Raw genomic sequence first — 23670 nt, forward strand, 5'->3', positions numbered from 1 at the left:
ATTGTGGATACATTCGATTTTATATCGTTATAACATTGTATTTGGTGTTATTTTTGAGGGTGTTCAGAAGTTTCAGATGTTGTTTTAGGTGGCCAAAAAAAGTCACTTGGTCGTGTTACAAAATGGGTGAGTACCAACTTGGCCAAAGGTTTCCATTGTTCAAAACGAACTCGTCGAGCGCGTAATGCCACAAGAATAGTCAATGAAAAACTGACAAACAGGTTAGTGAGCCCAATCAGTAAGACGCCAAAACTAGACACTAGAATTAGCCCTAAATCAGGAGGTTCATTGATGGACATTAAACCTTGAATGAGATTGGCAGAAGCAAAAGCAATATGTCGAATATCTAAGGGTAAGCCTAAAATAAAACCAATGGTGCCCATACTACCAAGCATTATTCCAAATATGAAATTACCCGAAAGCGCACCCAGATTGCGTTCGACATAATCAGAAAATCTAATTTGACGTTCTTCACCTAGCCAATCGCGTAAACGTTGATGTGCTTTTAGACGTGGACCAATTTTGCGGTAAATCGCCATGTTGTCGAAGTAACCCGCAATTAAGCCTGATAAAAACAAACATACCCCTGCAATTGCGGCGTGGGGAATTGCCAGAGAAGTAAATGGATCAAGACTGTGTAGCAAGTCGGCAGCCTTGGCATGCTTCAGTAAGGGTTCACTGGTTATCTTTTGCCATAAAAAAGTGATGATTGCAGCAGTGGGGATTGCAATCGAAATATTACCCAAAATAGCAATAAACTGTGTACGTATAATATTGACAATCAACTCTGCAAGTTCAGCAAGTTGCGCCGTCCGTGAGCCCTTACGATGCTGAACCGTTGCTGCCAATGCCGCAGCAGTCATAGCGGGTTGTTTGGTTGCAACTGTGAAATGCAAGATGTGAATAAATACGAACCCGAAAGCATAATTCAGACTATAACTTAATGCATGAGCGAATGGAGCAAGTGTTAGGCGAGACAGCAGAATCTTTAGGGTTGCCATCAAAGCAATAATGCAACCTGCACCTGCGGCTGCCCAGTACATACTAAAAAAACCTTGTTTGTCAGTGCTGACATAATTTTCGCCAGTCTTGCTCGCATTTTCAGTGACTTGAAAAGCCAGTAATTCGCTGTTGGCAGAAAGTAATGCGCCAACACTTTTTTCATTGTGGGTAGCAGTGACCAAGTCACAGATCAGTTTATGAATACCATTGGCACGAATCTCTTTAGATTCCTGTAATAATTTCAATAACAGCTCCAACCGCTCAAGACTTTGTTCTAAAACTGTCAGCAAATAGGTCAGATTCAAACTGACGCCAATCCGTTTGGTGGATTTACGAATATTACCGACAATGGTCTGACATTGTTCAATCATCACAAACGCCTGTGCAGCATCCAGCGGTTGCTCTATGCTCGTCTGATGATCTTTCAGTAATAGGTTATTGAACTTATTAATAAAACCAATAATTTCACGGTTCTGTGCGATAAAAGGGGATTCGTATTCGGTGAGTTTTGGTTCGGCATAAATCAGCTCTGGAAATAATCCAATTCCACTGATGCGATAACTCAAAACATTAATTGCTTTAATTACATCTTGTTTTAGCAGATTTTTTTGCTGCTTCTGATTTTGATTCTGGTCAAATAATTGAAATAGTACCCGCCATTCAACAAGCTCAATCTGTTCGAGCCAGTAATGGTCAGTCGGTAAAAAAAAGACTTTTTCCAGCAGGTTTTGCAACTGAGTCTGGTCATTAATTGGAGGCAAGATATGAGACATAAAACGCTGTCCCAATTGATTCCAGAAACCATCCAAGGACAAAATTCCAATGTCTGCATACAATTTTGTTTGCTGATATTGGGTGATTAGGCACAACAAATACTGCTGCAAGCTGACAATACTATGCGGAGTTTGTCGCAATGCTTGCAACAGGCAACGGAACTTGCTTCTGGTTTCTTCCACATTGTGTGGATTTTCTGGACGAAGCTGCTGAACGAGATCAATCAGGATTTGTTCATCTACAGCAGTTGAAGGGTATTCAAGCTGCTGTTGGATATGAATCAGAATTTGGCTGATAGATTGTTGAGTCATCTCACCACGGTCTATTATTGGATACGATCCAGAGCCAGCATGGCTAAGTTGTATAGTCCCTGACGGGCAATACTCTCTGGTAAAATTGCTAAAGCATCAATGGCAAGCTGAGTTTCTTGTTGGGCACGCAGGCGACAATAATCCAAAGCGCCAGAATTTTGTACAATACGAATGACGTCATCAAGTTCAGTCAAGCCGCCTGTGGCAATACTTTTACGGATAATCTCGTGATCTGTGCCTGAAGTCTTACTTAATGCCGAGATTAATGGCAAAGTCGGCTTACCTTCCATTAAATCATCGCCAATATTTTTACCTAGTGTTTCAGCATCCGAGGTATAGTCCAAAATATCATCAATAATCTGAAAGGCATTGCCAAAGTGTCCTGCATATTGTTGTAGCGCCTGACGATATTCAGGTTTGCCGACTAAAATTGCAGCACCTTCAGTCGCGAGCTGAAATAAGCGTGACGTTTTACCATGAATAATGCTGAGATAAGTCTCTTCTGTGGTATCTGGTTGATGCTGAGCCTGAAGCTGCAACACTTCGCCCTCGGCGATCTCGCAAGTTCCTGTTGAAAACTCTTTTAATAAGGTCATATTGTTGAGATCAACCAACAAATCAAAAGAGCGGGCAATCAGAAAGTCACCGACTAAAACGGCAGTTTGATTGTTCCATGTGGCATTGGCAGTAGGTCGACCCCGACGTAAATTAGACTCATCCACCACATCATCATGAACCAATGTTGCCGTATGCAACATCTCGATAACAGCTGCTAAGCGCTGAGTCTGGGTGAGATCATTTTCACCACAGGCTTGTGCCGCCAGTAGACACATGATTGGGCGCATACGTTTGCCACCTGCCTCAACCACATGTTTGCTCACAGACATAACCAGTGCGACTTTAGAGCTAATTCCTTCATTGATAAATTTATCCATTGCAGCAAAGTCCGCAGCAACAGGGGCGAGAATATCTTGCTTAAAATCGATGGCCATAAACATAAAACCTAAAATCTATTTAAAACGTTTTTATACTGCCTGCCACAAGCAAATGCATTGTGGCTGAAAGCATGTTTTATACCATAAAATAGATGTTTTTCTTAGTTCTTGGTTTTTTATTTGCAAATAATAGTTAAAAAATAATAAAAAACATATACTTATATATAGTTAACTTTTAATGTGTAAAAATAAATATGCCTACTTGTTGTTTGTATGTTTTTTACTTAAAATACTAGCCCTTTATATCCCCAGTGGCGTTCGTTTTAAGATCGATATATCCCTTTATCGACACGACGACACGGGCTTGGTTTGGAGTACATTATGTACGCAGTAATCCAAAGCGGTGGTAAACAGCACCGTGTGGTTGAGGGTGAAACCCTTAAAGTAGAATTGTTAAAAGCTGAAACTGGTTCAACTATTACATTTGATGATGTATTAATGGTTGTAAACGGCGAAAGCATTCAAATCGGTGCTCCAGTTGTTGCTGGCGCTAAAGTAACTGCAGAAGTGGTTGGTCATGGTCGTCACGACAAAATTCGTATTGTAAAAATGCGTCGTCGTAAACACTACCGTAAACAACAAGGTCACCGTCAATGGTTTACTGAGTTGAAAATTACTGGTATTTCAGGCTAATCACGAGGAGTAAGAGACATGGCTCACAAGAAAGCCGGTGGTTCGACACGTAATGGTCGTGATTCAAACCCAAAAATGCTAGGTGTTAAAGCTTACGGTGGTCAAACTGTATCAGCTGGAAGCATCATCGTTCGTCAACGTGGTACAGAATTCCACGCTGGTGCAAATGTTGGTATGGGTCGCGACCATACTCTATTTGCTACTGCTGACGGCGTAGTAAAATTCGAAGTGAAAGGTCAATTTGGCCGTCGCTACGTAAAAATTGAAGCTGTATAAGCTTTGATTAAAAAAAGCCTGCTTTTGCAGGCTTTTTTTATGCCTCAATTTTTCATATTTTATTCATGAATAGGGCAAATGCTCACAAACTGGTGCTATAACAAATACAAAATTGCTTATATTCTCTGTTCTTAGATTTTATCATCTAGAGTAGTATGGCAAACAATGCAACTGCATTTATAAAGAAAAAGGTGAATCAATGAATATGCTTCGTAAAACATTTTGTGCTGCGGTACTTGGTGCCGTGACTTTGGCTCCAGTCGTAAGTACAACAGTTTTCGCAGCGCCAGTTCCCGCTTCAGAACAGCAAGCGACTCAAAATTTAGTCAGACAGTTAACCAGTTTACATAGCTTGAGTGCGAACTTTGAACAAACCACCAAAAGCAATGGTAAAAAAACAGTACAGAAGAAAGGGTTAACAGCACAGCACCTGAACCAGACATTCCGTGGTGTGATGAAAGTCGCTCGACCAGGAAAATTTTTCTGGGAAACAACAGCACCATCAAAACAAACCATCGTGACGACGGGTAAGACAGTATGGATTTACGATCCTGACTTGCAGCAAGCCGTGCGTCAAAGTTTGAGCGATCAAGTGGCGAATACACCTGCATTATTGCTTTCAGGTAACACCAGTCAGATTATGCAGTCTTATCGTGTGAGTCAGCCAGACCACAGTAAAACTTACTATACCTTGACGCCAAAAGCTAAAGAAAGCGCATTTCAGAATTTGAGTATCAGTTTTTCTGCAAATGGTACGCCAGCGTTTATGATTTTAAATGATTCTTTAGGGCAAACCACAACCATACGTTTTACCAATGCGGCGAAAAATGTCAGCGTTCCTGCATCGATTTTTAATTTTACCCCACCTAAGGGTACGGATATTATTGATCAGTAATATTTTTCTGATCCGAAGAGCCTGCGATATGCAGGCTTTTTTTTGTTTAGCAAGAATGCAACACAGTTTAACCACCAAATCCTTTATAGTGAAAAGATTGCTGAATATAAGGGAGTTATACGTTGAATTATAAGCATAAAATACTCAATTGCTGTGTTGGCGCAGTCTTAGTAAGCGTATTGAGTGCCTGCCATGACAGTCAGCAATCTCAACATACTCAGGAAACCTCATCAGCCAGTCAAAGCCTGTCGCAAACTGCAAGCATTCCATTAATTCAGGCAAAAACTCAGCCTATTATTTTGCCAAAGGTTGAAGTTTGTGAGAAAGATGAATGCACATCTTATCAATTGGCAACGGTACAAACCAATGTGGACTGGATTGATGGATTCTTCTTGAAACGTTTTAAGAAAGATTTTCCACTGGCATTTAACCCACCTGCATCTGAACCAGCAGCCAGTCAGGCACAGCATTTAATTCAAAGTTCGAATAGCGCTCTGGTGCGTTATTTAGGGCAAAATGCCAATCTGGCCTCATTTGTGATTGAGTCGGAAACTTATAATCAGGGTGCAGCGCATGGCATGTACCATAAGGAATATGTGATTTTTGATTTAAAAACCAAGAAACGCATTATGGTGGATGATCTTTTACAAACCCAAGTGCAGCAAAAACTTCTGAATGCCTTGTATGAAGCCAACCAGAACTGGTTCAGTCAGCATCAATTTGCCAAAGAAAAACTGGAGATTACCGATAATTTTTACTATGGTGCAAATGGCCTTGTTTTTGTGTATCCATTATATGAAATGACCTCTTATGCTGAGGGTATGACAGAACTGACCTTGCCATATTCGATGGCAAAAGGTTTGATTCGTGCTGAATATTTGCCGAAATAGTCTTGGATCCTGTAGCTCAACTGCAGGATTCATCACAGGTGACTGTATTTTTTAGAATGAAGCGCTTACACTATACCCAGTCTTTTTTATGCAATTTGATTGGTTATGATTGACCCGAAATTACTGAGAAATAATATTGAGGCGGTAAATGCAGCGCTTGCCAAACGTGGTGTACAACTGAACGTTGAAGAATGGGCAGCTTTAGAATCTCGTCGTAAAGAAATTCAGTCTAAAACTGAAAATCTCCAAGCAGAACGTAATGCTGGAGCGAAACAGGTTGGGCAAATCAAAAAAGCAGGTGGCGATGCCTCCGAAATTATGACCCGTATGCAAGCGATTGCCGATGAAATTAAAACGGCAGAACTTGAACTGGCTGAATTGCAAAATGAAATTGAACAAAAATATTTGTCGATTCCAAACTTGCCAGACGAATCTGTACCGAATGGCAAAGATGAAAGTGATAATGTTGAAGTCTACAGATGGGGAACGCCTCGTGAATTTGACTTTGAGATCAAAGATCATACTGACCTTGGCGAGTGGATGGGCGGTTTGGAGTTTGAAACTGCAACCAAACTGACAGGTTCACGCTTTAGTGTTTTGAAAGGACCACTTGCGCGTTTACAACGTGCATTGACCCAGTTCATGCTTGACACACATACTCTCAAAAATGGCTATACCGAAGCGTATGTGCCGTATCTGGTGAATGCTGATACTTTGCGTGGCACAGGTCAACTTCCTAAATTTGAAGAAGATTTATTCAAATTAAAAGGTGAGAAAGAGTATTACCTGATTCCAACAGCAGAAGTGCCAATCACTAACTTTGTACGTGATGAAATTATTGATGCAGATCGTCTGCCACTCAAATATACCGCACATACACCATGTTTCCGTAGTGAAGCTGGGTCTTATGGACGCGATACGCGTGGTTTGATTCGTCAGCACCAGTTCGACAAAGTTGAGATGGTGCAAATCGTGAAGCCTGAAGATTCGATGCAGGCTTTGGAAGAGCTGACTTCTCATGCAGAAGGTATTTTGCAGGCATTAGGTTTACCGTACCGCAAGATTATCCTTTGTGGTGGTGACATGGGATTTGGTGCAACCAAAACTTACGATTTGGAAGTTTGGGTACCAAGCCAAAATACTTATCGCGAAATTTCAAGCTGCTCAAATATGGGCGACTTTCAGGCGCGCCGTATGAAAGCACGTTACCGTGTTGATCAAAAGAAACTTGAACTGGTACATACTTTAAATGGTTCAGGTTTGGCTGTAGGTCGTACCTTGCTTGCCGTTATGGAAAACTATCAGCAAAAAGATGGCAAAATTGTCATTCCTGAAGTATTACGCCCATATATGGGTGGTTTAGAGTACATCGATTAATTTTGTGCACGATTTTTGCTTAAAGACGATCAGATTGAAAGTTAGGGAGTTGTTGTGGAAATTTTTCCAATCTCGCTCAAGTTGCAGCAGCAGCGTTGTTTGATCGTTGGAGGAGGGCATATTGCCTACCGCAAAGCGATTTTGTTACATAAAGCAGGAGCAATCATTGATGTGGTTGCACCTGAAATCGATGAAAATCTGCTTGAGATTGTGCATAAATCAACAGGGAAATTCCTGCAACATGCATTTGTTGAAACTGATTTAGACCATCCTTATCGTCTTGTTATTGCAGCAACGAATCAGGCTAAAGTCAATCATCAGGTTTTTGATTTGTGTGAGCAGCGTAACTTATTGGTCAATAGTGTCGATGATATTCCGCACTGTCGTTTTATGGTACCTGCGATTATTGATCGTTCGCCTTTGGTAGTTTCTGTTGCTTCAAATGGCACATCGCCAGTACTTTCCCGTCAGTTACGCACCCAAATTGAAAGTTTGCTGCCGCATGGTTTAGGCAAGCTGGCAAAATTTTCGGGGCACTGGCGTAAAGCTGTGAAAGAAAAAATTCCCAACCCTGATCAGCGTCGGGTGTTTTGGGAGGAGCTGTATGCTAGCCCTCTCAAAGAACAAGTGTTTAATGACAACTTGGAAAAAGCCGATCAGATGCTACAACAGGCACTGGCAGAGTGGACAGCACCCAAAGGGGAAGTGTATTTGGTTGGGGCAGGGCCAGGTGATCCTGAACTATTGACGCTCAAAGCCTTACGTCTCATGCAACAAGCAGATGTAGTAATTTATGACCGTTTGGTCTCTCCACCTATTTTAGACTTATGCCGCCGCGATGCTGAAAAGGTCTATGTGGGTAAAGCACGCTCCAATCATAGTGTCCCTCAAGATGGTATCAATGCCTTACTGGTTGAATATGCACAACAGGGCAAACGGGTCTGTCGCCTAAAAGGTGGTGATCCGTTTATTTTTGGACGTGGTGGCGAAGAAATTCAGGAATTATTTGCTGCGGGTGTGCCTTTTCAAGTTGTACCCGGGATTACTGCGGCATCAGGCTGTTCAGCTTATGCGGGTATTCCATTAACACATCGTGACTATGCTCAAAGTGTACGTTTTCTGACAGGACATCTGAAAGAAGGTTCCCCTGAATTGCCTTGGGATGAACTGGTGTATGAAAACCAGACTCTGGTGTTGTATATGGGCTTGGTAGGACTGGAAAAAATTAGCCAGCAATTGATTGCTCATGGTCAGCGCCCAGATATGCCTGTCGCACTGATTTCTAAGGGAACAACACCCGATCAGAAAGTCGTTGTGGGAACATTGGCGGATATTGCCAGTAAAGTCACCGAATATCAAATTCAAGCACCAACTTTGACCATTATTGGTGAAGTCGTGCATTTACGTGAACAGTTACAGTGGCAGTAGTTGCGGTAACTTCTGTAGAAAAAGTCGAGAAAAGTTGTGATTCATGTGGTTTTGTACGAGCCTGAAATTCCAAGTAATACGGGAAATATCATTCGTTTATGTGCCAATACGGGTGCTCAGTTACATTTGATCAAGCCTTTAGGTTTTGAATTGGATGACAAAAAGCTCAAGCGTGCAGGATTGGACTATCACGAATATGCACGTATGAAAATCTGGGATAATTTTGAGCAGTGCCTTGAGAACTTGGCAAGTCAGGGCGTTGAGCATATTTTTCCATTGACGACCAAAGGTTCGGCAATTCCGCATACTGTTGATTTAAATCGTCCTGTTGCATTGCTGATGGGGCCTGAAACCCGTGGCTTGCCAGAACATGTACGCCTCATGTTTCCAAAAGAACAATGGATTCGTCTGCCAATGGCAGAAAATTCTCGCAGCTTGAATTTGTCGAATGCCACAGCAGTCATTGTGTATGAAGCTTGGCGTCAACAAGGTTTTAAAGTGCTGTAATGATCAAAGTTGCATAAAAAAGTGTCCTCTTTATGAGGACACTTTTTTTTATTTATAAATAGGCTTTGATCATCAGCCATTTCATTTCTATTGTGCTTCATTGAAATATATTTTTTGTTTTGGGGTAAAGATAAAGAAGATATTAAGCCTCGAGGAACGATGCCTAATATTTTTATCCATTAAGAACTTATAAATTATTCAAAAACTTAGTCAGTTGATATTTTTTTCAGATTCGCATCATATGCATTTTGTGCATGTAAAACACGATCAATATTCTGTTCCGCCCATTCTTTTAATAAATATGCAGTTTTTGAGAAATCTGTTCCGAGTGGAGTTAAAGCATATTCTACTCGGATTGGGCTGCTATCGATCACAGTTCTTTTCACAAAGCCGTCACGTTCTAAGTTTTTAAGTGTTTGTGACAGGACTTTGGGAGAAATCCCTTCAATATTTTTTTTCAAAAGATTGAAATGTTGGGGAGAGCATTCCAATACATTCATGATTAGTAAGACCCATTTATTGGCAAGTGTTTCAAAAAACAGGCGTGCTGGGCAATACAGATTGTAAATGTTGTAAGACGGTAACGATGCCATATTTCAAATATATTCCGTGCTATGTTTGATCAGATACCAGTAGTTACCTTTTGGTAACTAATTGACAGTTAGTTTCTAAAATATATTATATAGCAATTCCTTTCTAAAACGAAAAAATAGGGTTTCAATATGGCAAAAGTAGCAGTGGTATATTTTTCTGGATATGGTCATACCAAAGTGATTGCAGAGACGTTTGCAAATGAAATTGCAGCACAATTAATTGCAATTGACCAAAATGGCGATATTCAAGAAGCTGACTGGGAAACATTAAATCAGGCCGATGCAATTGTATTTGGTGCACCAACTTACATGGGTACAGCACCTTGGCAATTTAAGAAATTTGCTGATGCAACTTCAAAAGCATGGTTCACTCAAGCATGGAAAGATAAAGTGTTTGCAGGTTTTACCAACAGCGCAAGTTTTAACGGTGACAAACAAGTAACACTCATTCAGTTGCAAACTTTGGCATCACAACATGGTGGTCTTTGGGTGAGCTTGGGATTGTTGCCTGCGAATACAAAAGCAGCGACTCGCCAAGATATTAATAACTTGGGCGGATCAGTCGGTCTGTTGGTACAGTCTCCTGCCGACGCAAGTGTCGATGAGATTCCATCGGGTGATTTAGATACAGCTAAAGCCTATGCAAAACGTGTTCTAGCGATTGCTGAAAAATTGGCAGGCTAATTCAAAGCTTGAGTTGACAAACTCAAGTCATAAAAAACCAGCGTAAAGCTGGTTTTTTATTGGGCGTACTCTAGTCGTGTTTGTACTGTGGTGGTGGAATTTTAAATCCTTTGGTTTTATAGCCAAGGAATAAAACCCCAATCACAGCCCAGACAATTCCCCATTGCAACGCAGTGTGGTTAATCTGAAGCCAGAGTGCACCAATCGAGATAAAGCCGAGCATTGGAATCACCAAATAGCGGAAAATATCTGCGGCTGTTTTGGTACGTCCTTCACGCAATACATATTGTGAAACCACACACAGGTTCACAAAACTAAATGCAGTCAGTGCCCCGAAGCTAATCAGGTTAATGACATGCTCAAGGTCGGTAAAACCTGCAGAGAGTGCGATGACGCCAACCAAAATAATGTTAAAGGTTGGAGCATGAGTTTGTGGGCTCAGATGTCCAAAATATTTTTTGTTAAAGACCCCATCACGACCCATGACATACATCAGGCGCGATACTCCTGCATGCGCAGAAATACCTGATGCCATGACTGTTACAATCGCAAATGCCAAGATCACAGACTTGAACATCTCACCACCGACGATGCGTAAAATATCAGGTTGGGTGGCATCGACGTGTTTGAAGTACTGTGCAGGGTTCCCTGGAAAATACAGTTGCATAAAGTAGGTCGCAGCAATAAACACAACGCCCGCAATCAGTGCAGTCAGGAAAATGGCTTTAGGCAAGACTTTATCGGTTTCATGGGTTTCTTCTGCCAGTGAACTGAGTGCATCAAAACCTGTGAAAGAAAAGCACAAAATGGTTGCCCCAGAAATTAAGGCGCCTAGTTTGGCTTGATCACTCCAGAACGGTGCAGATGAAAGCAAGGTGCCATTATTTGCTGCCGATAAACCCATTGCAGTTTGTGCAGTATGACCAAGTGCCAAGTCTTTAATAATTAAAAAGACAAAAATTGCAATCACCAGCATCTGGAAAAATACGATTAAGCCATTCAGATTGGCTACAAATCTGATGCCGCGCAGGTTGACCCATGTCATAAGTCCAGTCAGACCAATGACCCATACCCATTGATTCACACTGGGGAACATGCTTGTTAAATAGATGACTGCAAGTAAAATATTCACCATCGGGCTAAGAATATAGTCGAGCAGGGAAGACCAGCCAACCATAAAGCCCGCATTGGGATGAATCGCACGTTGCACATAAGTATATGCTGATCCTGAAGATGGATAACGTTTGATCATATAGCCATAGCTCAGCGCAGTGAACAGCACCGCCAGCAAGGCAAAGAAATAAGATGTTGGTACATGTTGGGCACTGGCTTCAGATACCATACCGAAGGTATCGAACAAGGTCATGGGTTGAATATAGGCAAGACCTATAACAATAACATGCCCCAGTAGAAGTGATTTTTGCAGTTTTGCTGCCGATTGAGTCCCAGGAGAATGTGTCAACGGCGTTATCCTCATAATCGTTGATCAAGGATCAGCTATCAATTTTTAGGATCGTTTAGGACGAACGATCCCCCCATTTTTTAACAAAGAGCGCAACTTTATCGTAAATAGATATCTGTTGTCAGCAATTAATTGCAGTATTCCTTTAGCAATTTTTCTGCCAATTCAACGATCTTTGCATTGTAGTTGATTCTTATATAACAAAAAACGCCCAATGTACCAGTGGCAATGGGCGTTTTTTGTTATTTGGTTGGTTTACCACGCCTTTTGCAAGATTTCTCGTAACTGAGCTAAAGAGGCTTCTTTAGGATTGTAAATAATCGAGCCATCATTTAAGGCTTTTTCTGCAACCTCATCGAGCTGGCTTTCGCTAACTTTGCCTGTTTCACGCAAATTACGTGGCAATTTGGTGAGTTCATACAAATGATCACGAATGCTGTAGAGGGTTTCGATTGTTTTGTCAGTACGTTGGTCGGCTGGGGTTTGTGCATAAATATCTGCACCAGCCAAAGGTAACAACAGCTCCGCAATTTTATCGCCATTGACCGACTTGTTGTATTCAAGCACATACGGCAAGAACAGGTTCATACATAGACCATGAGGTAAATGTGCAACTGCACCCAATGCATGCCCAAGAGAATGTACTAAGCCAACCATAGAGTTAGAGAAAGCAATACCTGCCATGGTTGATGCTTGTGCCAGTTCTAAACGTGCCTCTGCATCTTTAGGGTTATCCAATACTTTAAACAGGTTCTGGCTAATTTTCTTGATTGCGCCTGTTGCATAGGCGTCACTCAGTGGATTTGCCGCCATACAGGTATAGGCTTCAATGGCATGCGTCATGGCATCCATAGCGGTCATTGCAGTCAGGTGCGCGGGTAGGGTTTGCGTCATGCGTGGATCAAGAATCGCGGCATGTGGCATCAGGTAGTAAGAAGCAAATGCCATTTTGACATTTTTGACAGGGTCAGAAACCACAGCCACCATGGTGACTTCCGAACCTGTACCTGACGTCGTTGGAATCACAAAAAATGGTTTCAGTGGTTTAGGTAAATTATGTGCGCCCGAATATTTGAGTAAATCATCACCGCCTTCAGTGACTAAAATATTGGTCGCTTTCGCCGTATCAATCACCGAGCCACCACCGACTGCAATGAGCGCATCACATTGATGTTCACGATAAAAAGCTGCGGCTTTTTTAACGGTTTCTAAGCTTGAATCGGGTGGTACTTCATCAAAAATAAAACCGATTTCAGCATCAGTTGAGCTAAATGCCGTTTCAATCGGTTCAAGCAAACCATTGGTACGTACGCCTTTATCGGTAATAATCAGTGGGCGTTTTGCACCTAAAGTAGCAAGTTCAAAAGGAATATGTTCTAAAGCCGCGTGACCTGCAATGACTTTGACTGGACAGAAAAATTCATAATACGCTTTTGTCATGTGCTTATGCGCTCCGTTTTAGAAAGGATTGTGCAAGTTTTAAATAGATCAGGCTGGCGTTGGATAGTTTTTCTTTAAAGCCAAGTTGTTCTGGGTATTGTTTGACCGCGAGTGATGCGATCAGCTTTGGTAAAATCAGTGATTCCATTTTGTTTAAACAGCGCACAAGGCGAATCGCATAAGAAACGTCACCATCTGCAATCATACGGTCATTGGCAAAGGCGCGTGCAGTACTTTCCTGAAATGAAAAAACCAGAAATGCATGTTCCAAATGCTTAAAGATAATGCACAGATCAGGTTTACCACTTGGTTCATCGACCAGTTCAAGTTGCTTAAGCTGGTTGACTCTCGCAGTAAATGCTGGGCCATGTGGAAAAACCTTCATTGATAGCGTGAAGTTTTCAGGGAATTTAGCAATTTCTTGCTGAATTTCAGGGTCAACTTGGCTGGCAATCACCAAGCCGTTGCCAATAACACTCATCATGAGCTTGACGTAAGCTTGCTGCATTGCTGGTTTTAACGGCTTAGTAAACACGTACTTGTCCTTTTTTGTATTTATTGATCTGAAAGAGAGAACCAGAAAAAACGTTATTTTTCCAGAATGACCTCAATTTCTTTAAAGTACTGAGTTTGTGTTAAATATTCAATCACGTCTTGGCTGAGTTGTGTAAATTTAGGATGATTTTCGACAAGATCCTGAATCCGTACCATTTCTAAACCAGCATAGCCACATGGGTTAATTGTCTGAAAACCGTAAAGGTCACAGTCGATATTCAATGATAAACCATGATAGCTGCGACCACGACGAATTTTAAAACCTAAAGAACCGATTTTACGCCCATCGACATAGACGCCTGGTGCATCAGGTTTAGCATACGCTTCGATCTGGTACTTTTTGAGCAAGTCAATCATCAACTGTTCGGCAAAGCTGACCAGTGTACGCACATGCCATTTTAAGCGGTTGAGGTCAAACAGAAAGTAAGCAATCATTTGCCCTGGGCCATGCCATGTTACCTGACCACCACGATCTGACTGCACCACAGGAATATTGCTGCTAACCAAAATATGTTCAGGTTTTCCAGATTGTCCTTGAGTAAGTACATCTTGATGCTGCAACAGCCACAACTCATCGTGAGTATCTGCTTCACGTGTTTCAGTGAAGGTTTTCATTTTTGAAAACTTGGCTTGATAATCTTGTAAGTTATCGAAAATACGAATAATAAGTTTTGGTGACTGCTGGAGAGTAGATGCATCCATGGAATGAAAAACCTTATATAAAAAACAAAACCAGATGTTTTAGGCATCTGGTTCAGGATTAAAGCGCAGTTCGGATGTGAGGGCAAGCTGCCAAGTCTGCATACAGTGCGTGAACTTGTTCAAGCTCATCAAAACGTAGTTGAGCAGTAATTGAGTGGTATTTTCCTGTACGCGAAGGTTGTACAGCCAAAGTGGCTTCATCAAACTCAGGGAAATGTTTGATCAAGATTTCTACCACGGCAATACGAAGTTCTGTACCTGCATTGCCAATGAGTTTAATAGGATAATCCATTGGGAATACCCAAAGGTCTTCACGAAGTTCACGAGAAGGTGTGCGATCTAACATAGGTGCTCTCAGCAGTTGAAACGCCTGCAAGAGCAGGCGTTTTTTAATTCTTTAAAGATAAAATGGGGTAGTTTCCTGAAAAATCAAGAATCCCGATTAATCATTTTCCAAGAATGAACGTAAGTGTTCTGAGCGTGAAGGATGGCGCAATTTACGCAGCGCTTTGGCTTCAATCTGACGGATACGTTCACGCGTTACATCAAACTGTTTACCTACTTCTTCAAGCGTATGGTCAGTTGGCATATCGATACCAAAACGCATTTTCAAGACTTTGGCTTCACGTTCAGTTAAGTTCTCAAGCACTTCACGAGTTGCTTCTTTCAAGCCTTCTGAAGTTGCAGCATCCACAGGTGATGTGATGTTTTGATCTTCAATGAAATCACCAAGATGCGAATCTTCATCATCACCAATCGGAGTTTCCATTGAAATCGGTTCTTTGGCAATTTTCAGCACTTTACGAACTTTAACTTCATCCATTTCCAGACGTTCACCTAGTTCTTCAGGAGTTGGCTCACGGCCCATTTCTTGAAGAAGCTGGCGAGATACACGATTGATTTTGTTAATCGTTTCAATCATGTGTACTGGAATACGAATGGTACGTGCTTGGTCGGCAATCGAACGGGTAATCGCCTGACGGATCCACCAAGTTGCATACGTCGAGAATTTGTAACCACGGCGATACTCAAACTTATCTACCGCTTTCATCAAGCCGATGTTACCTTCCTGAATCAAGTCAAGGAATTGCAAACCACGGTTGGTGTATTTTTTCGCAATCGAAATCACCAAACGCAAGTTAGCTTCAACCATTTCTTTTTTGGCGCGGCGTGCTTTGGCTTCACCAATCGCCATACGTTTAGAAATATCTTTGATTTCCTGAACGTTTAAGCCAAGCTCAGTTTCAATATCTGCAATTTTTTGCTGGAATGCCAAGATGTCTGGACGAACTTTTTCCAGATGCGGTTTCACTTCTGGCGTTACTTTGGCAAGCTGTGCATCAAGCCATGCTGGATTCGATTCTTGTTGAGGGAATGTAGTACGGAACAAGTTACGATCCATACGACCACGACGGACGGCATAACGCATGATTTCACGTTCAGCCGTGCGGATACGCTCATGTGTACCACGGATCATTTCAGAAATGATATCAAATAAACGAGGTGTGAATTTGAACATCATAAATACAGTTGCAAGGGTAACCAATGCTTCATCAGCTTCTTTTGAGTTACGACCATGCTGCTGAATCGCTGCTTTGGTTTTGCTCCACGCTTGTTCCAACTCTGCAAAACGCACTTTTGCAACTTCTGGATCTGGGCCTGAATCACCTTCAGAATCGTCATCACCTTCCGACTCTTCTTCCTCATCGTCGTCGTCAAGTTTGACCTCTTTGGCAGGCTTCGATGTATCTTCTTCGACATCGACCAATTCGGTTTCTTCTTCCTCGATGACTTCTGGAATGTCATCGTCGGTTTCAGGGTCAAGGTACCCTGATAAAATATCAGCTAAACGGCGTTCGCCAGTGTTAACGTCTTCGTATTCTTGGAGGACAACTTCAACCGCATTTGGCCAGTAAGCAATCGCATTTAATACATCACGAATCCCTTCTTCGATTCGTTTTGCAATGCTAATTTCACCTTCGCGAGTGAGCAGCTCAACGGTTCCCATTTCACGCATATACATACGAACTGGGTCAGTCGTACGACCAGGTTCGTTTTCAACTGAAGCAAGTACCGCAGCGGCTTCTTCTTCGGCAACTTCATCGGCTGCTTCGGTTGATTCGCCAAACATCGTATCGTCAGATTCAGGTGCGCGTTCATGAACAGGAATACCCACATCTTGAAGCATTTGAATAATGTCTTCAATCTGTTCGCTTTCCGTGATTGAGTCTGGGAGATGATCGTTAACCTCAGCGTAAGTTAAGTAACCTTGCTCTTTGCCTCGGCTAATCAGAGCCGCTACTTGAGAAGTAGGGGAATGCATATCGCTCATCTTTTGCTTACTCTTTGTTGAATCTGTGGCAGTGAAAAACCGTGCATGATAGCACAATTTGTTTAAAAAATTCAGAAATCATGGGGCGGGCACCGAATTCATGACATCTTTTGTGTTGTTAAAGTAGAATGAATATTGTGTCATTTTTAATTTTTTCAAGTCCGTGCAATTTTGTGATGAAAAACTCCAGATTCTTAATAAATACACAAAAAAAACGCGGAAAAAAAGCAGATTTTAGTGAGAACCCTAAAAATATAAATGCATAAAAATCTTGACAGAAATAAATAACTACGCTAAATAGCGCGTAAAACATTTATATTTTTATGTTGAGGTAGTTTGAGTGTCTTCTACAGATTTTGAACTAGATGATAACTACGATGATGACGTTAGCTTTGATGAGGCATCGAATAAAATCAGTGCCAAAGAGTCATTAGAAAAACGTCGTTTAATTGATGACTTACTTGCGCAACGCCGTTTGGAGCGCGAGTTGAAAGACTTTGATTATGATTTCGACGATGATGATTCGGGCGATGATGATGCATAAAAGCATTTAGAATATCATCCCTATCAATGCTATGCTCATACCCTAGTAACCAATGATGGAATCAAAATGAGTTCTTTGAATTTAGATCAGTTAAGTGATTATTTAGATGGTGACCAAAACGAATATGGTCTAGATTTTGCGGCAACTCATGGATTTTTATGCGCCATTGCTGTTGGACCAAAATTTGATACTTGGCTTGATGCTTTGTTTGATGGAAACCCAAATAAAGTGCCGAGTGAAATTGTGGTGCAGGTCAAATTATGGCTCGAACAGTTACGTCAAAGCCTTGCCAATGAAGAAGGAATCGAGTTTCCTTTTGAAATTGAAGAAGCCGATGTAGACTCAAGTTTGGGTGACTGGAGTGTTGGTTTTGTCGATGCCATGTTCCTGAACGAAGAAGCATGGTTTACGCCTGAGTTCGAAGAACAATTAGTCGATTTGACTTTGCCAATGATGATCTTTAGCGGCGTTGATGAAGAAGATGCACAAATGGAATCTTTCCGTCGCAACGGCCAGTTAATGGATGAACTTGCAGAAGAAATTCCAGACAATCTAAATGAACTTTTCTTGATGTATCATACACAATCATGATGATATGACAGGCGATGCCGTGATGGCATTCTGCGTGTCATAGTCAATTATTGTTGTTGTAGCAAAAGCCTGATCATTGTAGCAATGGTCAGGTTTTTTTGTGAAAAGATGAAATTTTTGTTAGTTCAGCACGTTAATCATCAATCTTTTTTGCCAGATACCATGCAGTTTCAATCGCATCCTGTTGTTGAAATGCTCCTAATCTGTTAATGCGAATCAATGGCTCGATATCGTAAACATCATCATACAAACCTTTGATTTTTGCTTCGGGAATTGAAAAGGGTGGGCCTGAAAAAGCATCCTGATCATATTCATAGCTAATCAGAAGTTGCGGAGCATTGTTGGTAATTTGCTTGAGATGCTGTGCATACTCAACCCGCATATTTTCAGGTAAGGCGACTAATGCTGCCCGATCATAGATTGCATCGACATTGCCGAGTAGCGGCTGGGTAAGTTGGAAAATATCGCCATTAAAAATGTCGATTTGTGGATGATGAAAATGTCGAAGGCTTTGATTTGGTATTTCTTCAAAAGGCAAGTTCAGGGTTTTGATTAACTCTTCAACGGCCAACTCACTTAACTCAACTGCGACCACGCGTAATCCCTGATCCAGCAGCCAATGGATATCCAGACTTTTGCCACAAAGCGGAACAAAAATCCGATCATTTTTTTGCAAGGATAATTTGTCGATATATTTTGCTAAAAATTCATTTACTTGCTGTTGATGAAAACCAATCTGATTGTTTTTCCATTTATCTAGCCAAAATTGCTCTTGCATGATACAACCTTATTCTTACTTGAATTTTCAAAACATTAGCGGATTTTGCATACAGGTTAAAAGAAATTTTAGTCAAAAATTAAGATTTTCCGTAATAAAAAAGCCATCGTGTTGATGGCTTAATCTTTAATGAAACTTAATTTTATAGGCGTTTTCTTTTTGCTGCGGCAATTTGGGATTGGCGCATACGGAATCCCGCTTTTTGTTTCTCGCTGGTTTTGTTGATGCAGTACACACAAGATACGCCGTGTTCATAGCTTGGTAATACTGATTCTTCAGGGGTAAGCGGCCAGCCGCAAGCGTGACATTTAATATTTTGACCTTCTTCAACCCCATGAGTTACTGCAGTACGACCATCAAACACGAAGCATTCGCCTTCCCACATGCTTTCTTCAGTAGGGGTTTCTTCAAGGTATTTCAAGATCCCACCTTTGAGGTGATAAACCTCTTCAAAACCTTCTTGTAAAAGCAAAGAGGTTGATTTCTCACAGCGAATACCACCTGTACAGAACATGGCAATTTTTTTGTCTTTATGCTGTTCAAGCTCTTTTTTGACGTATTCTGGAAATTCACGGAAAGTTTCAGTTTTCGGGTCAATCGCACCTTTGAATGTGCCTGCTTTGTATTCGTAATCATTACGAGTGTCGATGAGAATGACATCATCACGTGCAATCAGTTCATTCCATTCTTTAGGATCTAAATAATGACCCACCAAATCACGTGGTTTTACTTTAACACCCAACGTTACAATTTCTTTTTTTAGCTTGATTTTCATTTTACGAAATGGCTTGTCAGAGCTATGAGACTCTTTATATTCCATTGCGTTAAAGCCTTCATTTAGTAAAAATTGATGAATCGTATCAATCGCTTGACGATCTCCAGCGACTGTACCATTAATGCCTTCATCAGCTACAATTAGAGTTCCGCATAGATTGATGGTTTTAACCAAGTCAAGTAGACGTTGCTGCAAATCAGCAGGGTCTTGAATTTCTTTGAATTGATATAGTGCGGCAACAACCCAATCAGCGGTCGCTTGCTGTTCTACAGGTGCAAGCTGTTCTACAGTAGCGTTCATGCGGGACTCCAAATGTATTAAGATAGAAAAATAAGGCGCGTATTTTAGCGTGATTTTGAAAATTAAGCGAGAATGGTTCTTGTGAAGGAGAGGTTGGTTTGAGTAAAGATCGTCGCATTGCGACACTCACCCCATGTGCAGGGCGTTGCTCCACTGTATTTGGTGATCATGTCTGTCGAGGCTGCCGACGTTTTAATCATGAAGTGATTCAATGGAATACTTATACACTTGAACAGCAGCATGTCGTTTGGAAACGTCTGGATTCCCAGTTAGATCAAATTTTAGTGCCGATGCTGCCCCATGCCAATCTGCAACAGGTTGAGGGTTTTATTGTTTCAAAACGTACACGCTTGTTATCTGATGCCTCTATTGGGCGCAAGTTGTATCATGCGCTTAAAATTTGTGAAAAACATCGCCAGTTTGCTGAAGAGAGTGGCTTGGGCATTCAGCAGGCACAAGTCAAGCCATTGTGGGATGAATTTGAGCGGCGTGTATTGGCACTTGCTAAAGCCAGTTATGAATTCGCTTGGCTGCGTGCCGACGGGATTCATTATAGTTTGTTGCACATGGCAGATGATTAAGCCTGTAATTTTTTGATCAGGTTGATCATGAGCTGTTTGTTCTGTTCAGCAATTTCTGCTTGAAAGCCTTTAACCAAAAATCGGCTTATTAACCCCTCTAAAAAGTTATAGCACAATTCAGTGACTGCCTGTGGTTGCTTGAGGTGTTGTGCGTACTGCGCAATAAATTCGTATAACCAGTGCTTATGCTGCTTAGCGAGATCAAGAATTTCAGTATCTTGCTGTGAAGACTCTCCAGCGGCTCGTACAAATAGGCAACCTTTAAAATGATCTTGCTGAAACCACTGGACGTGCCAGTCAAAAATCTGCTCAAGTGCGGCTAAACCTTGAGCCTCTCCAACAAAATCACACAGACTTTGTCGAAACTGAACGTCTCGCTTTTTTAGTACAGAAGCAACAAGTTGTTGTTTATTTTTAAAATATGTGTACAGCGTTGTTTTGGAACAGCCTGATTCATCCCGAATTAAATCTACCCCAACTGCGTTAAAACTGTGCTGATTAAATAACTTTTCGGCAGTGCCTAGAATTTTAGCTGCGGATTTTGACATACTTTTTGCTCTTGTAAATAGTACAGATCTGTACTATTTTGATTTTAACGTGCAAATCGACAAAAATCAATTCAGGGGGAACGTGATGTTGAAATCATTCCAGTATTCAATTTCTGATTTAATGAAGGCATTGGTGGGCGCGAGTCTGAGTATTGCCATTTTATTGTATTTGACCCAGCTTTCTCATCAGCTATGGATTATGGCGCCGTTCGGTGCAAGTTGTGTCTTGCTGTATGCTGCGGCACATTCGCCTTTGGCACAGCCTAAAAATGTGATCATCGGGCATGTGGTATCGGCAGCTATAGGCTTGGCATTTGTGCATTACATTCCGATTAACATTGCTACGATAGCGTTTGCTGTGGGCTTGGCGATTGTATCGATGCAGATTTTGGCGTGCGTTCATCCACCTGCGGGAGCAAATCCATTGTTGATTTTATTGAGTGCATCATCGGTGCATTATGATTGGGATTTTCTGATTTTCCCTGTGCTGACAGGTGCGGTTATTTTAGTCATGATTGCTCAATTGATGCATGCTTTACAGCAAAGATTTGAGAAATACGGTGAGAAAAATGCATCACCATCGTTGTTATGATGATGCTAAAAAATTAAATGTGTTGAGCTAAACGATATTGAACCAATTCTTCAATGGTAATGACGGTTAAATGATGGGTCTGAGCATAAGATAACACCTGAATGCCTGCTGCCATTGTGCCGTCTGGATTGGTTAATTCACACAACACACCTGCTGCTTTTAAACCTGCTAGTCGAGCCAAATCAATCGTAGCTTCAGTGTGACCACGGCGGGTTAAAACACCACCTTCACGTGCGCGTAATGGAAATACGTGTCCAGGGCGATTCAAATCGCTGGCTACAGCACCATCTTTGGTTGCAGCGCGAATGGTAGTCACGCGGTCTTTTGCCGATACGCCTGTTGTTACGCCTTCAGCTGCTTCAATGGTGACGGTAAATGCCGTATGGAAATGGCTAGAGTTGTTGCTCACCATTGGTGGAAGTTCAAGATGATCAGCCAGCTGTTCCGTTAAACATAAACACACAATACCTGAGCCATCACGAATCATACGTGCCATGGTTTCTACATTGAGAGTTTCTGCGGCAACAACTAAATCTGCCTCATTTTCACGGTCAAAATCATCCATGACCAAAACAGGTTTGCCTTGGCGGATATCTTCTAAGGCTTGTTGAATGCGTTGTTCAGCAGGGGACAGGCTTGAAAAAAATAATTCGGGTTGAATTAAAATAGACATAATGAAACGCTCACGTAATTTAGATACAGGAACATTTCAGGACTGATCGAAAAAATGGGGTCGTGACAAAAGCTTGAAAAGTGAATCTTCTGAAACGTCGACTTCTTTCATCCGGACTATACCGTCGGCTTTGGATTTGCACCAAATCTGCAAATGACACCAGTCATTGGCTCGCGGGCTTGCTCGAGAGTGAGCTTACCGCCGGTGGGGAGTTGCGCCCCGCCCTGAAGCGATGTGACAAAATTATAGCGTTATTTTTTGTGAAAAATCATCCTTTCTATAGAATGATTCGTACTATAAATATTAAATAATCTGCTATGAGCAGTCATCTGAGCATATCGAAATATGCTCATGATCCAACTCAAAAAAGTTAAGCAACCTGTACAGGAATACAGTTGGCCGTATGGTTGACGGTATTGTCAGGATTAGCATAGACAAGGCGTGGTTTATGAGCATTGGCTTCTTGTTCATTGAAGTCGCCAAATGTTGCAATAATCACGATATCACCCACTTCAGCCTGATGCGCAGCGCCACCATTAACGGAAATGATGCCTGAGTGATCTTCACCACGGATAGCATAAGTTGTAAAACGCTTACCATTGGTGACATTCCAAACATGAATTTCTTCATATTCACGAATGCCTGCCAAATCCATTAAAACGCCGTCAATTGCACAAGAACCTTCATAGTGAAGCTCAGCATGTGTGACGATTGCGCGATGGATTTTGCATTTTAATAAACGTGATAACATGCAAATATCTCCTCGATTTGCTCAGTTTGCTAGAAAAAAGGCATTCAAAGACTTAAGAGATGTGCATAAAGATGCCATCAGAGATTGAATTTACGGTTTATAGGCATTGATCTGATTCATGGCTTGCGAAACTTGACCATCAACCAAAAGTTGAGTCTTCGACAATGCATGATCAATTGCTGCATCTATAAGATCCTGTTCACTTTTAGGTGCTTTACCTAAAACATGACCAGAAACACGTTCTTTAGCGCCAGGGTGCCCAATACCAATACGTAAACGATGAAAATTGGCACCAATATGCGGAACAATGTCACGTAGACCATTGTGGCCACCATGACCACCACCTGTTTTGAGGCGGATCACACCAGGGTTCATATCCAGTTCATCATGCGCAATTAAGATTGCTTCAGGTTGAATTTGATAAAATTTGGTGAAAGGAACGACACTTTGCCCAGAACGGTTCATAAATGTGGTAGGGAGTAACAAACGGACATCATGACCTTCGATGTTACCTCGACCGCTGATACCGTAAAATTTGGGATCTGCTTTTAAACTAATGCCATAACGGTCTGCGAGTTGCTCAACAAACCAAAAGCCAGCATTGTGTCGGGTTTGGGCATATTCTTTACCAGGATTGCCCAAACCGACAATGAGCGAAATTTTAGTCACGAAACTACGCTC

At 41.6% G+C, this 23670-nt stretch carries 27 protein-coding genes and 1 riboswitch; of the genes, 12 read left to right on the forward strand and 15 right to left on the reverse strand.

The genetic code is table 11. The features are described from left to right. Positions 1–47 precede the first annotated feature (47 nt). Positions 48–2087: a site-specific recombinase gene (locus ACX1N5_RS05920; RefSeq protein WP_458800846.1), complete on the reverse strand. Its 2040-nt coding sequence runs from the start codon at positions 2085–2087 to the stop codon at positions 48–50. 14 nt (positions 2088–2101) lie between these two features. Next, complete coding sequence (sdsA, locus tag ACX1N5_RS05925) at positions 2102–3079, reverse strand: All-trans-nonaprenyl-diphosphate synthase (RefSeq protein ID WP_004751041.1); 978 nt, start codon at positions 3077–3079, stop codon at positions 2102–2104. A 324-nt stretch (positions 3080–3403) separates the two neighbouring features. Here sdsA and rplU point away from each other — a divergent pair, with 324 nt between their 5' ends. The 7 genes from rplU to ACX1N5_RS05960 all read left to right on the forward strand — a co-directional run bounded on the left by rplU (position 3404) and on the right by ACX1N5_RS05960 (position 9088). After that, positions 3404–3715 carry a 50S ribosomal protein L21 gene (gene rplU, locus ACX1N5_RS05930; protein WP_004751043.1) on the forward strand — a complete coding sequence of 104 codons (312 nt, stop codon included), beginning with the start codon at positions 3404–3406 and terminating at the stop codon, positions 3713–3715. Between the two features lie 18 nt (positions 3716–3733). Next, positions 3734–3991 (forward strand): 50S ribosomal protein L27, encoded by a 258-nt coding sequence (gene rpmA / locus ACX1N5_RS05935; protein ID WP_004751045.1) that lies wholly within the window; start codon positions 3734–3736, stop codon positions 3989–3991. 199 nt (positions 3992–4190) lie between these two features. Further along, complete coding sequence (gene lolA, locus ACX1N5_RS05940; protein WP_458800849.1) at positions 4191–4886, forward strand: outer membrane lipoprotein chaperone LolA; 696 nt, start codon at positions 4191–4193, stop codon at positions 4884–4886. Positions 4887–5008: 122 nt separating this feature from the next. After that, entirely contained in the window at positions 5009–5776 is a 768-nt protein-coding gene (locus ACX1N5_RS05945; protein ID WP_458800851.1) for an RsiV family protein, read from the forward strand. Positions 5777–5881: 105 nt separating this feature from the next. Further along, entirely contained in the window at positions 5882–7153 is a 1272-nt protein-coding gene (gene serS / locus ACX1N5_RS05950) for a serine--tRNA ligase (protein WP_458800852.1), read from the forward strand. A gap of 54 nt (positions 7154–7207) precedes the next feature. After that, positions 7208–8581 (forward strand): siroheme synthase CysG, encoded by a 1374-nt coding sequence (gene cysG, locus ACX1N5_RS05955; RefSeq protein ID WP_131380299.1) that lies wholly within the window; start codon positions 7208–7210, stop codon positions 8579–8581. A 36-nt stretch (positions 8582–8617) separates the two neighbouring features. Further along, positions 8618–9088: a tRNA (cytidine(34)-2'-O)-methyltransferase gene (locus tag ACX1N5_RS05960; protein WP_004751054.1), complete on the forward strand. Its 471-nt coding sequence runs from the start codon at positions 8618–8620 to the stop codon at positions 9086–9088. A 206-nt stretch (positions 9089–9294) separates the two neighbouring features. Here ACX1N5_RS05960 and ACX1N5_RS05965 read toward each other — a convergent pair whose 3' ends face one another. Next, positions 9295–9681 carry a winged helix-turn-helix transcriptional regulator gene (locus tag ACX1N5_RS05965; protein ID WP_458800854.1) on the reverse strand — a complete coding sequence of 129 codons (387 nt, stop codon included), beginning with the start codon at positions 9679–9681 and terminating at the stop codon, positions 9295–9297. Between the two features lie 129 nt (positions 9682–9810). Between ACX1N5_RS05965 and ACX1N5_RS05970 the strand changes: the two genes are divergently transcribed. Beyond that, on the forward strand, positions 9811–10365 hold the full coding sequence (locus tag ACX1N5_RS05970; RefSeq protein WP_458800856.1) for a flavodoxin family protein: 555 nt from the start codon (positions 9811–9813) through the stop codon (positions 10363–10365). A gap of 70 nt (positions 10366–10435) precedes the next feature. Here ACX1N5_RS05970 and ACX1N5_RS05975 read toward each other — a convergent pair whose 3' ends face one another. The 6 genes from ACX1N5_RS05975 to rpoD all read right to left on the reverse strand — a co-directional run bounded on the left by ACX1N5_RS05975 (position 10436) and on the right by rpoD (position 16913). Next, positions 10436–11842 (reverse strand): APC family permease, encoded by a 1407-nt coding sequence (locus ACX1N5_RS05975; RefSeq protein ID WP_004751060.1) that lies wholly within the window; start codon positions 11840–11842, stop codon positions 10436–10438. A 240-nt stretch (positions 11843–12082) separates the two neighbouring features. Further along, complete coding sequence (locus ACX1N5_RS05980; protein ID WP_004751062.1) at positions 12083–13267, reverse strand: iron-containing alcohol dehydrogenase; 1185 nt, start codon at positions 13265–13267, stop codon at positions 12083–12085. Between the two features lie 4 nt (positions 13268–13271). Beyond that, positions 13272–13775, reverse strand: a complete 504-nt coding sequence (locus tag ACX1N5_RS05985) for a hypothetical protein (RefSeq protein WP_131380530.1) — start codon at positions 13773–13775, stop codon at positions 13272–13274. Positions 13776–13855: 80 nt separating this feature from the next. Then, the gene (gene lipB, locus ACX1N5_RS05990) at positions 13856–14524 is read right to left on the reverse strand and encodes a lipoyl(octanoyl) transferase LipB (RefSeq protein ID WP_458800858.1); all 669 of its coding nucleotides are present in this window, start codon (positions 14522–14524) and stop codon (positions 13856–13858) included. Between the two features lie 58 nt (positions 14525–14582). Continuing rightward, positions 14583–14870 (reverse strand): YbeD family protein, encoded by a 288-nt coding sequence (locus tag ACX1N5_RS05995; protein ID WP_131380291.1) that lies wholly within the window; start codon positions 14868–14870, stop codon positions 14583–14585. Positions 14871–14966: 96 nt separating this feature from the next. Then, positions 14967–16913: an RNA polymerase sigma factor RpoD gene (gene rpoD, locus ACX1N5_RS06000; RefSeq protein WP_228127409.1), complete on the reverse strand. Its 1947-nt coding sequence runs from the start codon at positions 16911–16913 to the stop codon at positions 14967–14969. 283 nt (positions 16914–17196) lie between these two features. Here rpoD and ACX1N5_RS06005 point away from each other — a divergent pair, with 283 nt between their 5' ends. Beyond that, positions 17197–17400 carry a PA3496 family putative envelope integrity protein gene (locus ACX1N5_RS06005; protein ID WP_004751071.1) on the forward strand — a complete coding sequence of 68 codons (204 nt, stop codon included), beginning with the start codon at positions 17197–17199 and terminating at the stop codon, positions 17398–17400. A 66-nt stretch (positions 17401–17466) separates the two neighbouring features. Continuing rightward, a complete protein-coding gene (locus tag ACX1N5_RS06010; RefSeq protein WP_004751073.1) occupies positions 17467–17991 on the forward strand; it encodes a YecA/YgfB family protein in 525 nt (174 codons plus the stop codon). A 133-nt stretch (positions 17992–18124) separates the two neighbouring features. Here the strand turns inward: ACX1N5_RS06010 and tmpT are convergent, their stop codons facing one another. Then, on the reverse strand, positions 18125–18769 hold the full coding sequence (tmpT, locus tag ACX1N5_RS06015; RefSeq protein ID WP_131380289.1) for a thiopurine S-methyltransferase: 645 nt from the start codon (positions 18767–18769) through the stop codon (positions 18125–18127). A 142-nt stretch (positions 18770–18911) separates the two neighbouring features. Continuing rightward, positions 18912–19844: an oxygen-dependent tRNA uridine(34) hydroxylase TrhO gene (gene trhO, locus ACX1N5_RS06020; protein WP_004751077.1), complete on the reverse strand. Its 933-nt coding sequence runs from the start codon at positions 19842–19844 to the stop codon at positions 18912–18914. Between the two features lie 98 nt (positions 19845–19942). Between trhO and ACX1N5_RS06025 the strand changes: the two genes are divergently transcribed. Next, positions 19943–20425, forward strand: coding sequence for a DUF1289 domain-containing protein (locus tag ACX1N5_RS06025; RefSeq protein ID WP_458800862.1), 483 nt, complete (start codon positions 19943–19945; stop codon positions 20423–20425). Here the strand turns inward: ACX1N5_RS06025 and ACX1N5_RS06030 are convergent. Further along, on the reverse strand, positions 20422–20973 hold the full coding sequence (locus tag ACX1N5_RS06030) for a TetR/AcrR family transcriptional regulator (RefSeq protein ID WP_458800864.1): 552 nt from the start codon (positions 20971–20973) through the stop codon (positions 20422–20424). The genes ACX1N5_RS06025 and ACX1N5_RS06030 overlap by 4 nt on opposite strands. A gap of 85 nt (positions 20974–21058) precedes the next feature. Here ACX1N5_RS06030 and ACX1N5_RS06035 point away from each other — a divergent pair, with 85 nt between their 5' ends. Beyond that, positions 21059–21565: an HPP family protein gene (locus ACX1N5_RS06035; protein WP_458800866.1), complete on the forward strand. Its 507-nt coding sequence runs from the start codon at positions 21059–21061 to the stop codon at positions 21563–21565. A 13-nt stretch (positions 21566–21578) separates the two neighbouring features. On the opposite strand, the gene ribB is transcribed toward ACX1N5_RS06035, so the two are convergent. The 3 genes from ribB to pth form a co-directional block, all read right to left on the reverse strand. Beyond that, positions 21579–22238, reverse strand: coding sequence for a 3,4-dihydroxy-2-butanone-4-phosphate synthase (gene ribB / locus ACX1N5_RS06040; protein ID WP_458800868.1), 660 nt, complete (start codon positions 22236–22238; stop codon positions 21579–21581). 95 nt (positions 22239–22333) lie between these two features. Beyond that, a riboswitch (FMN riboswitch) is annotated at positions 22334–22473 on the reverse strand. A 135-nt stretch (positions 22474–22608) separates the two neighbouring features. Further along, the gene (gene panD / locus ACX1N5_RS06045; protein ID WP_004751086.1) at positions 22609–22989 is read right to left on the reverse strand and encodes an aspartate 1-decarboxylase; all 381 of its coding nucleotides are present in this window, start codon (positions 22987–22989) and stop codon (positions 22609–22611) included. 90 nt (positions 22990–23079) lie between these two features. Then, entirely contained in the window at positions 23080–23658 is a 579-nt protein-coding gene (pth, locus tag ACX1N5_RS06050; protein ID WP_131389998.1) for an aminoacyl-tRNA hydrolase, read from the reverse strand. Positions 23659–23670 lie beyond the last annotated feature (12 nt).

This window comes from Acinetobacter sp. ANC 4636, from assembly GCF_054454555.1.

What these genes read in the sequence shown, in the direction of transcription:
- ACX1N5_RS05920 (WP_458800846.1), bottom strand. Translation starts at nt 2,087, where the DNA reads ATGACTCAACAATCTATCAGCCAAATTCTGATTCATATCCAACAGCAG.
- sdsA (WP_004751041.1), bottom strand. Translation starts at nt 3,079, where the DNA reads ATGGCCATCGATTTTAAGCAAGATATTCTCGCCCCTGTTGCTGCGGAC.
- rplU (WP_004751043.1), top strand. Translation starts at nt 3,404, where the DNA reads ATGTACGCAGTAATCCAAAGCGGTGGTAAACAGCACCGTGTGGTTGAG.
- rpmA (WP_004751045.1), top strand. Translation starts at nt 3,734, where the DNA reads ATGGCTCACAAGAAAGCCGGTGGTTCGACACGTAATGGTCGTGATTCA.
- lolA (WP_458800849.1), top strand. Translation starts at nt 4,191, where the DNA reads ATGAATATGCTTCGTAAAACATTTTGTGCTGCGGTACTTGGTGCCGTG.
- serS (WP_458800852.1), top strand. Translation starts at nt 5,882, where the DNA reads ATGATTGACCCGAAATTACTGAGAAATAATATTGAGGCGGTAAATGCA.
- ACX1N5_RS05965 (WP_458800854.1), bottom strand. Translation starts at nt 9,681, where the DNA reads ATGGCATCGTTACCGTCTTACAACATTTACAATCTGTATTGCCCAGCA.
- ACX1N5_RS05970 (WP_458800856.1), top strand. Translation starts at nt 9,811, where the DNA reads ATGGCAAAAGTAGCAGTGGTATATTTTTCTGGATATGGTCATACCAAA.
- ACX1N5_RS05975 (WP_004751060.1), bottom strand. Translation starts at nt 11,842, where the DNA reads ATGAGGATAACGCCGTTGACACATTCTCCTGGGACTCAATCGGCAGCA.
- ACX1N5_RS05980 (WP_004751062.1), bottom strand. Translation starts at nt 13,267, where the DNA reads ATGACAAAAGCGTATTATGAATTTTTCTGTCCAGTCAAAGTCATTGCA.
- ACX1N5_RS05985 (WP_131380530.1), bottom strand. Translation starts at nt 13,775, where the DNA reads ATGCAGCAAGCTTACGTCAAGCTCATGATGAGTGTTATTGGCAACGGC.
- lipB (WP_458800858.1), bottom strand. Translation starts at nt 14,524, where the DNA reads ATGGATGCATCTACTCTCCAGCAGTCACCAAAACTTATTATTCGTATT.
- ACX1N5_RS05995 (WP_131380291.1), bottom strand. Translation starts at nt 14,870, where the DNA reads ATGTTAGATCGCACACCTTCTCGTGAACTTCGTGAAGACCTTTGGGTA.
- ACX1N5_RS06010 (WP_004751073.1), top strand. Translation starts at nt 17,467, where the DNA reads ATGAGTTCTTTGAATTTAGATCAGTTAAGTGATTATTTAGATGGTGAC.
- tmpT (WP_131380289.1), bottom strand. Translation starts at nt 18,769, where the DNA reads ATGCAAGAGCAATTTTGGCTAGATAAATGGAAAAACAATCAGATTGGT.
- trhO (WP_004751077.1), bottom strand. Translation starts at nt 19,844, where the DNA reads ATGAACGCTACTGTAGAACAGCTTGCACCTGTAGAACAGCAAGCGACC.
- ACX1N5_RS06030 (WP_458800864.1), bottom strand. Translation starts at nt 20,973, where the DNA reads ATGTCAAAATCCGCAGCTAAAATTCTAGGCACTGCCGAAAAGTTATTT.
- ACX1N5_RS06035 (WP_458800866.1), top strand. Translation starts at nt 21,059, where the DNA reads ATGTTGAAATCATTCCAGTATTCAATTTCTGATTTAATGAAGGCATTG.
- ribB (WP_458800868.1), bottom strand. Translation starts at nt 22,238, where the DNA reads ATGTCTATTTTAATTCAACCCGAATTATTTTTTTCAAGCCTGTCCCCT.
- panD (WP_004751086.1), bottom strand. Translation starts at nt 22,989, where the DNA reads ATGTTATCACGTTTATTAAAATGCAAAATCCATCGCGCAATCGTCACA.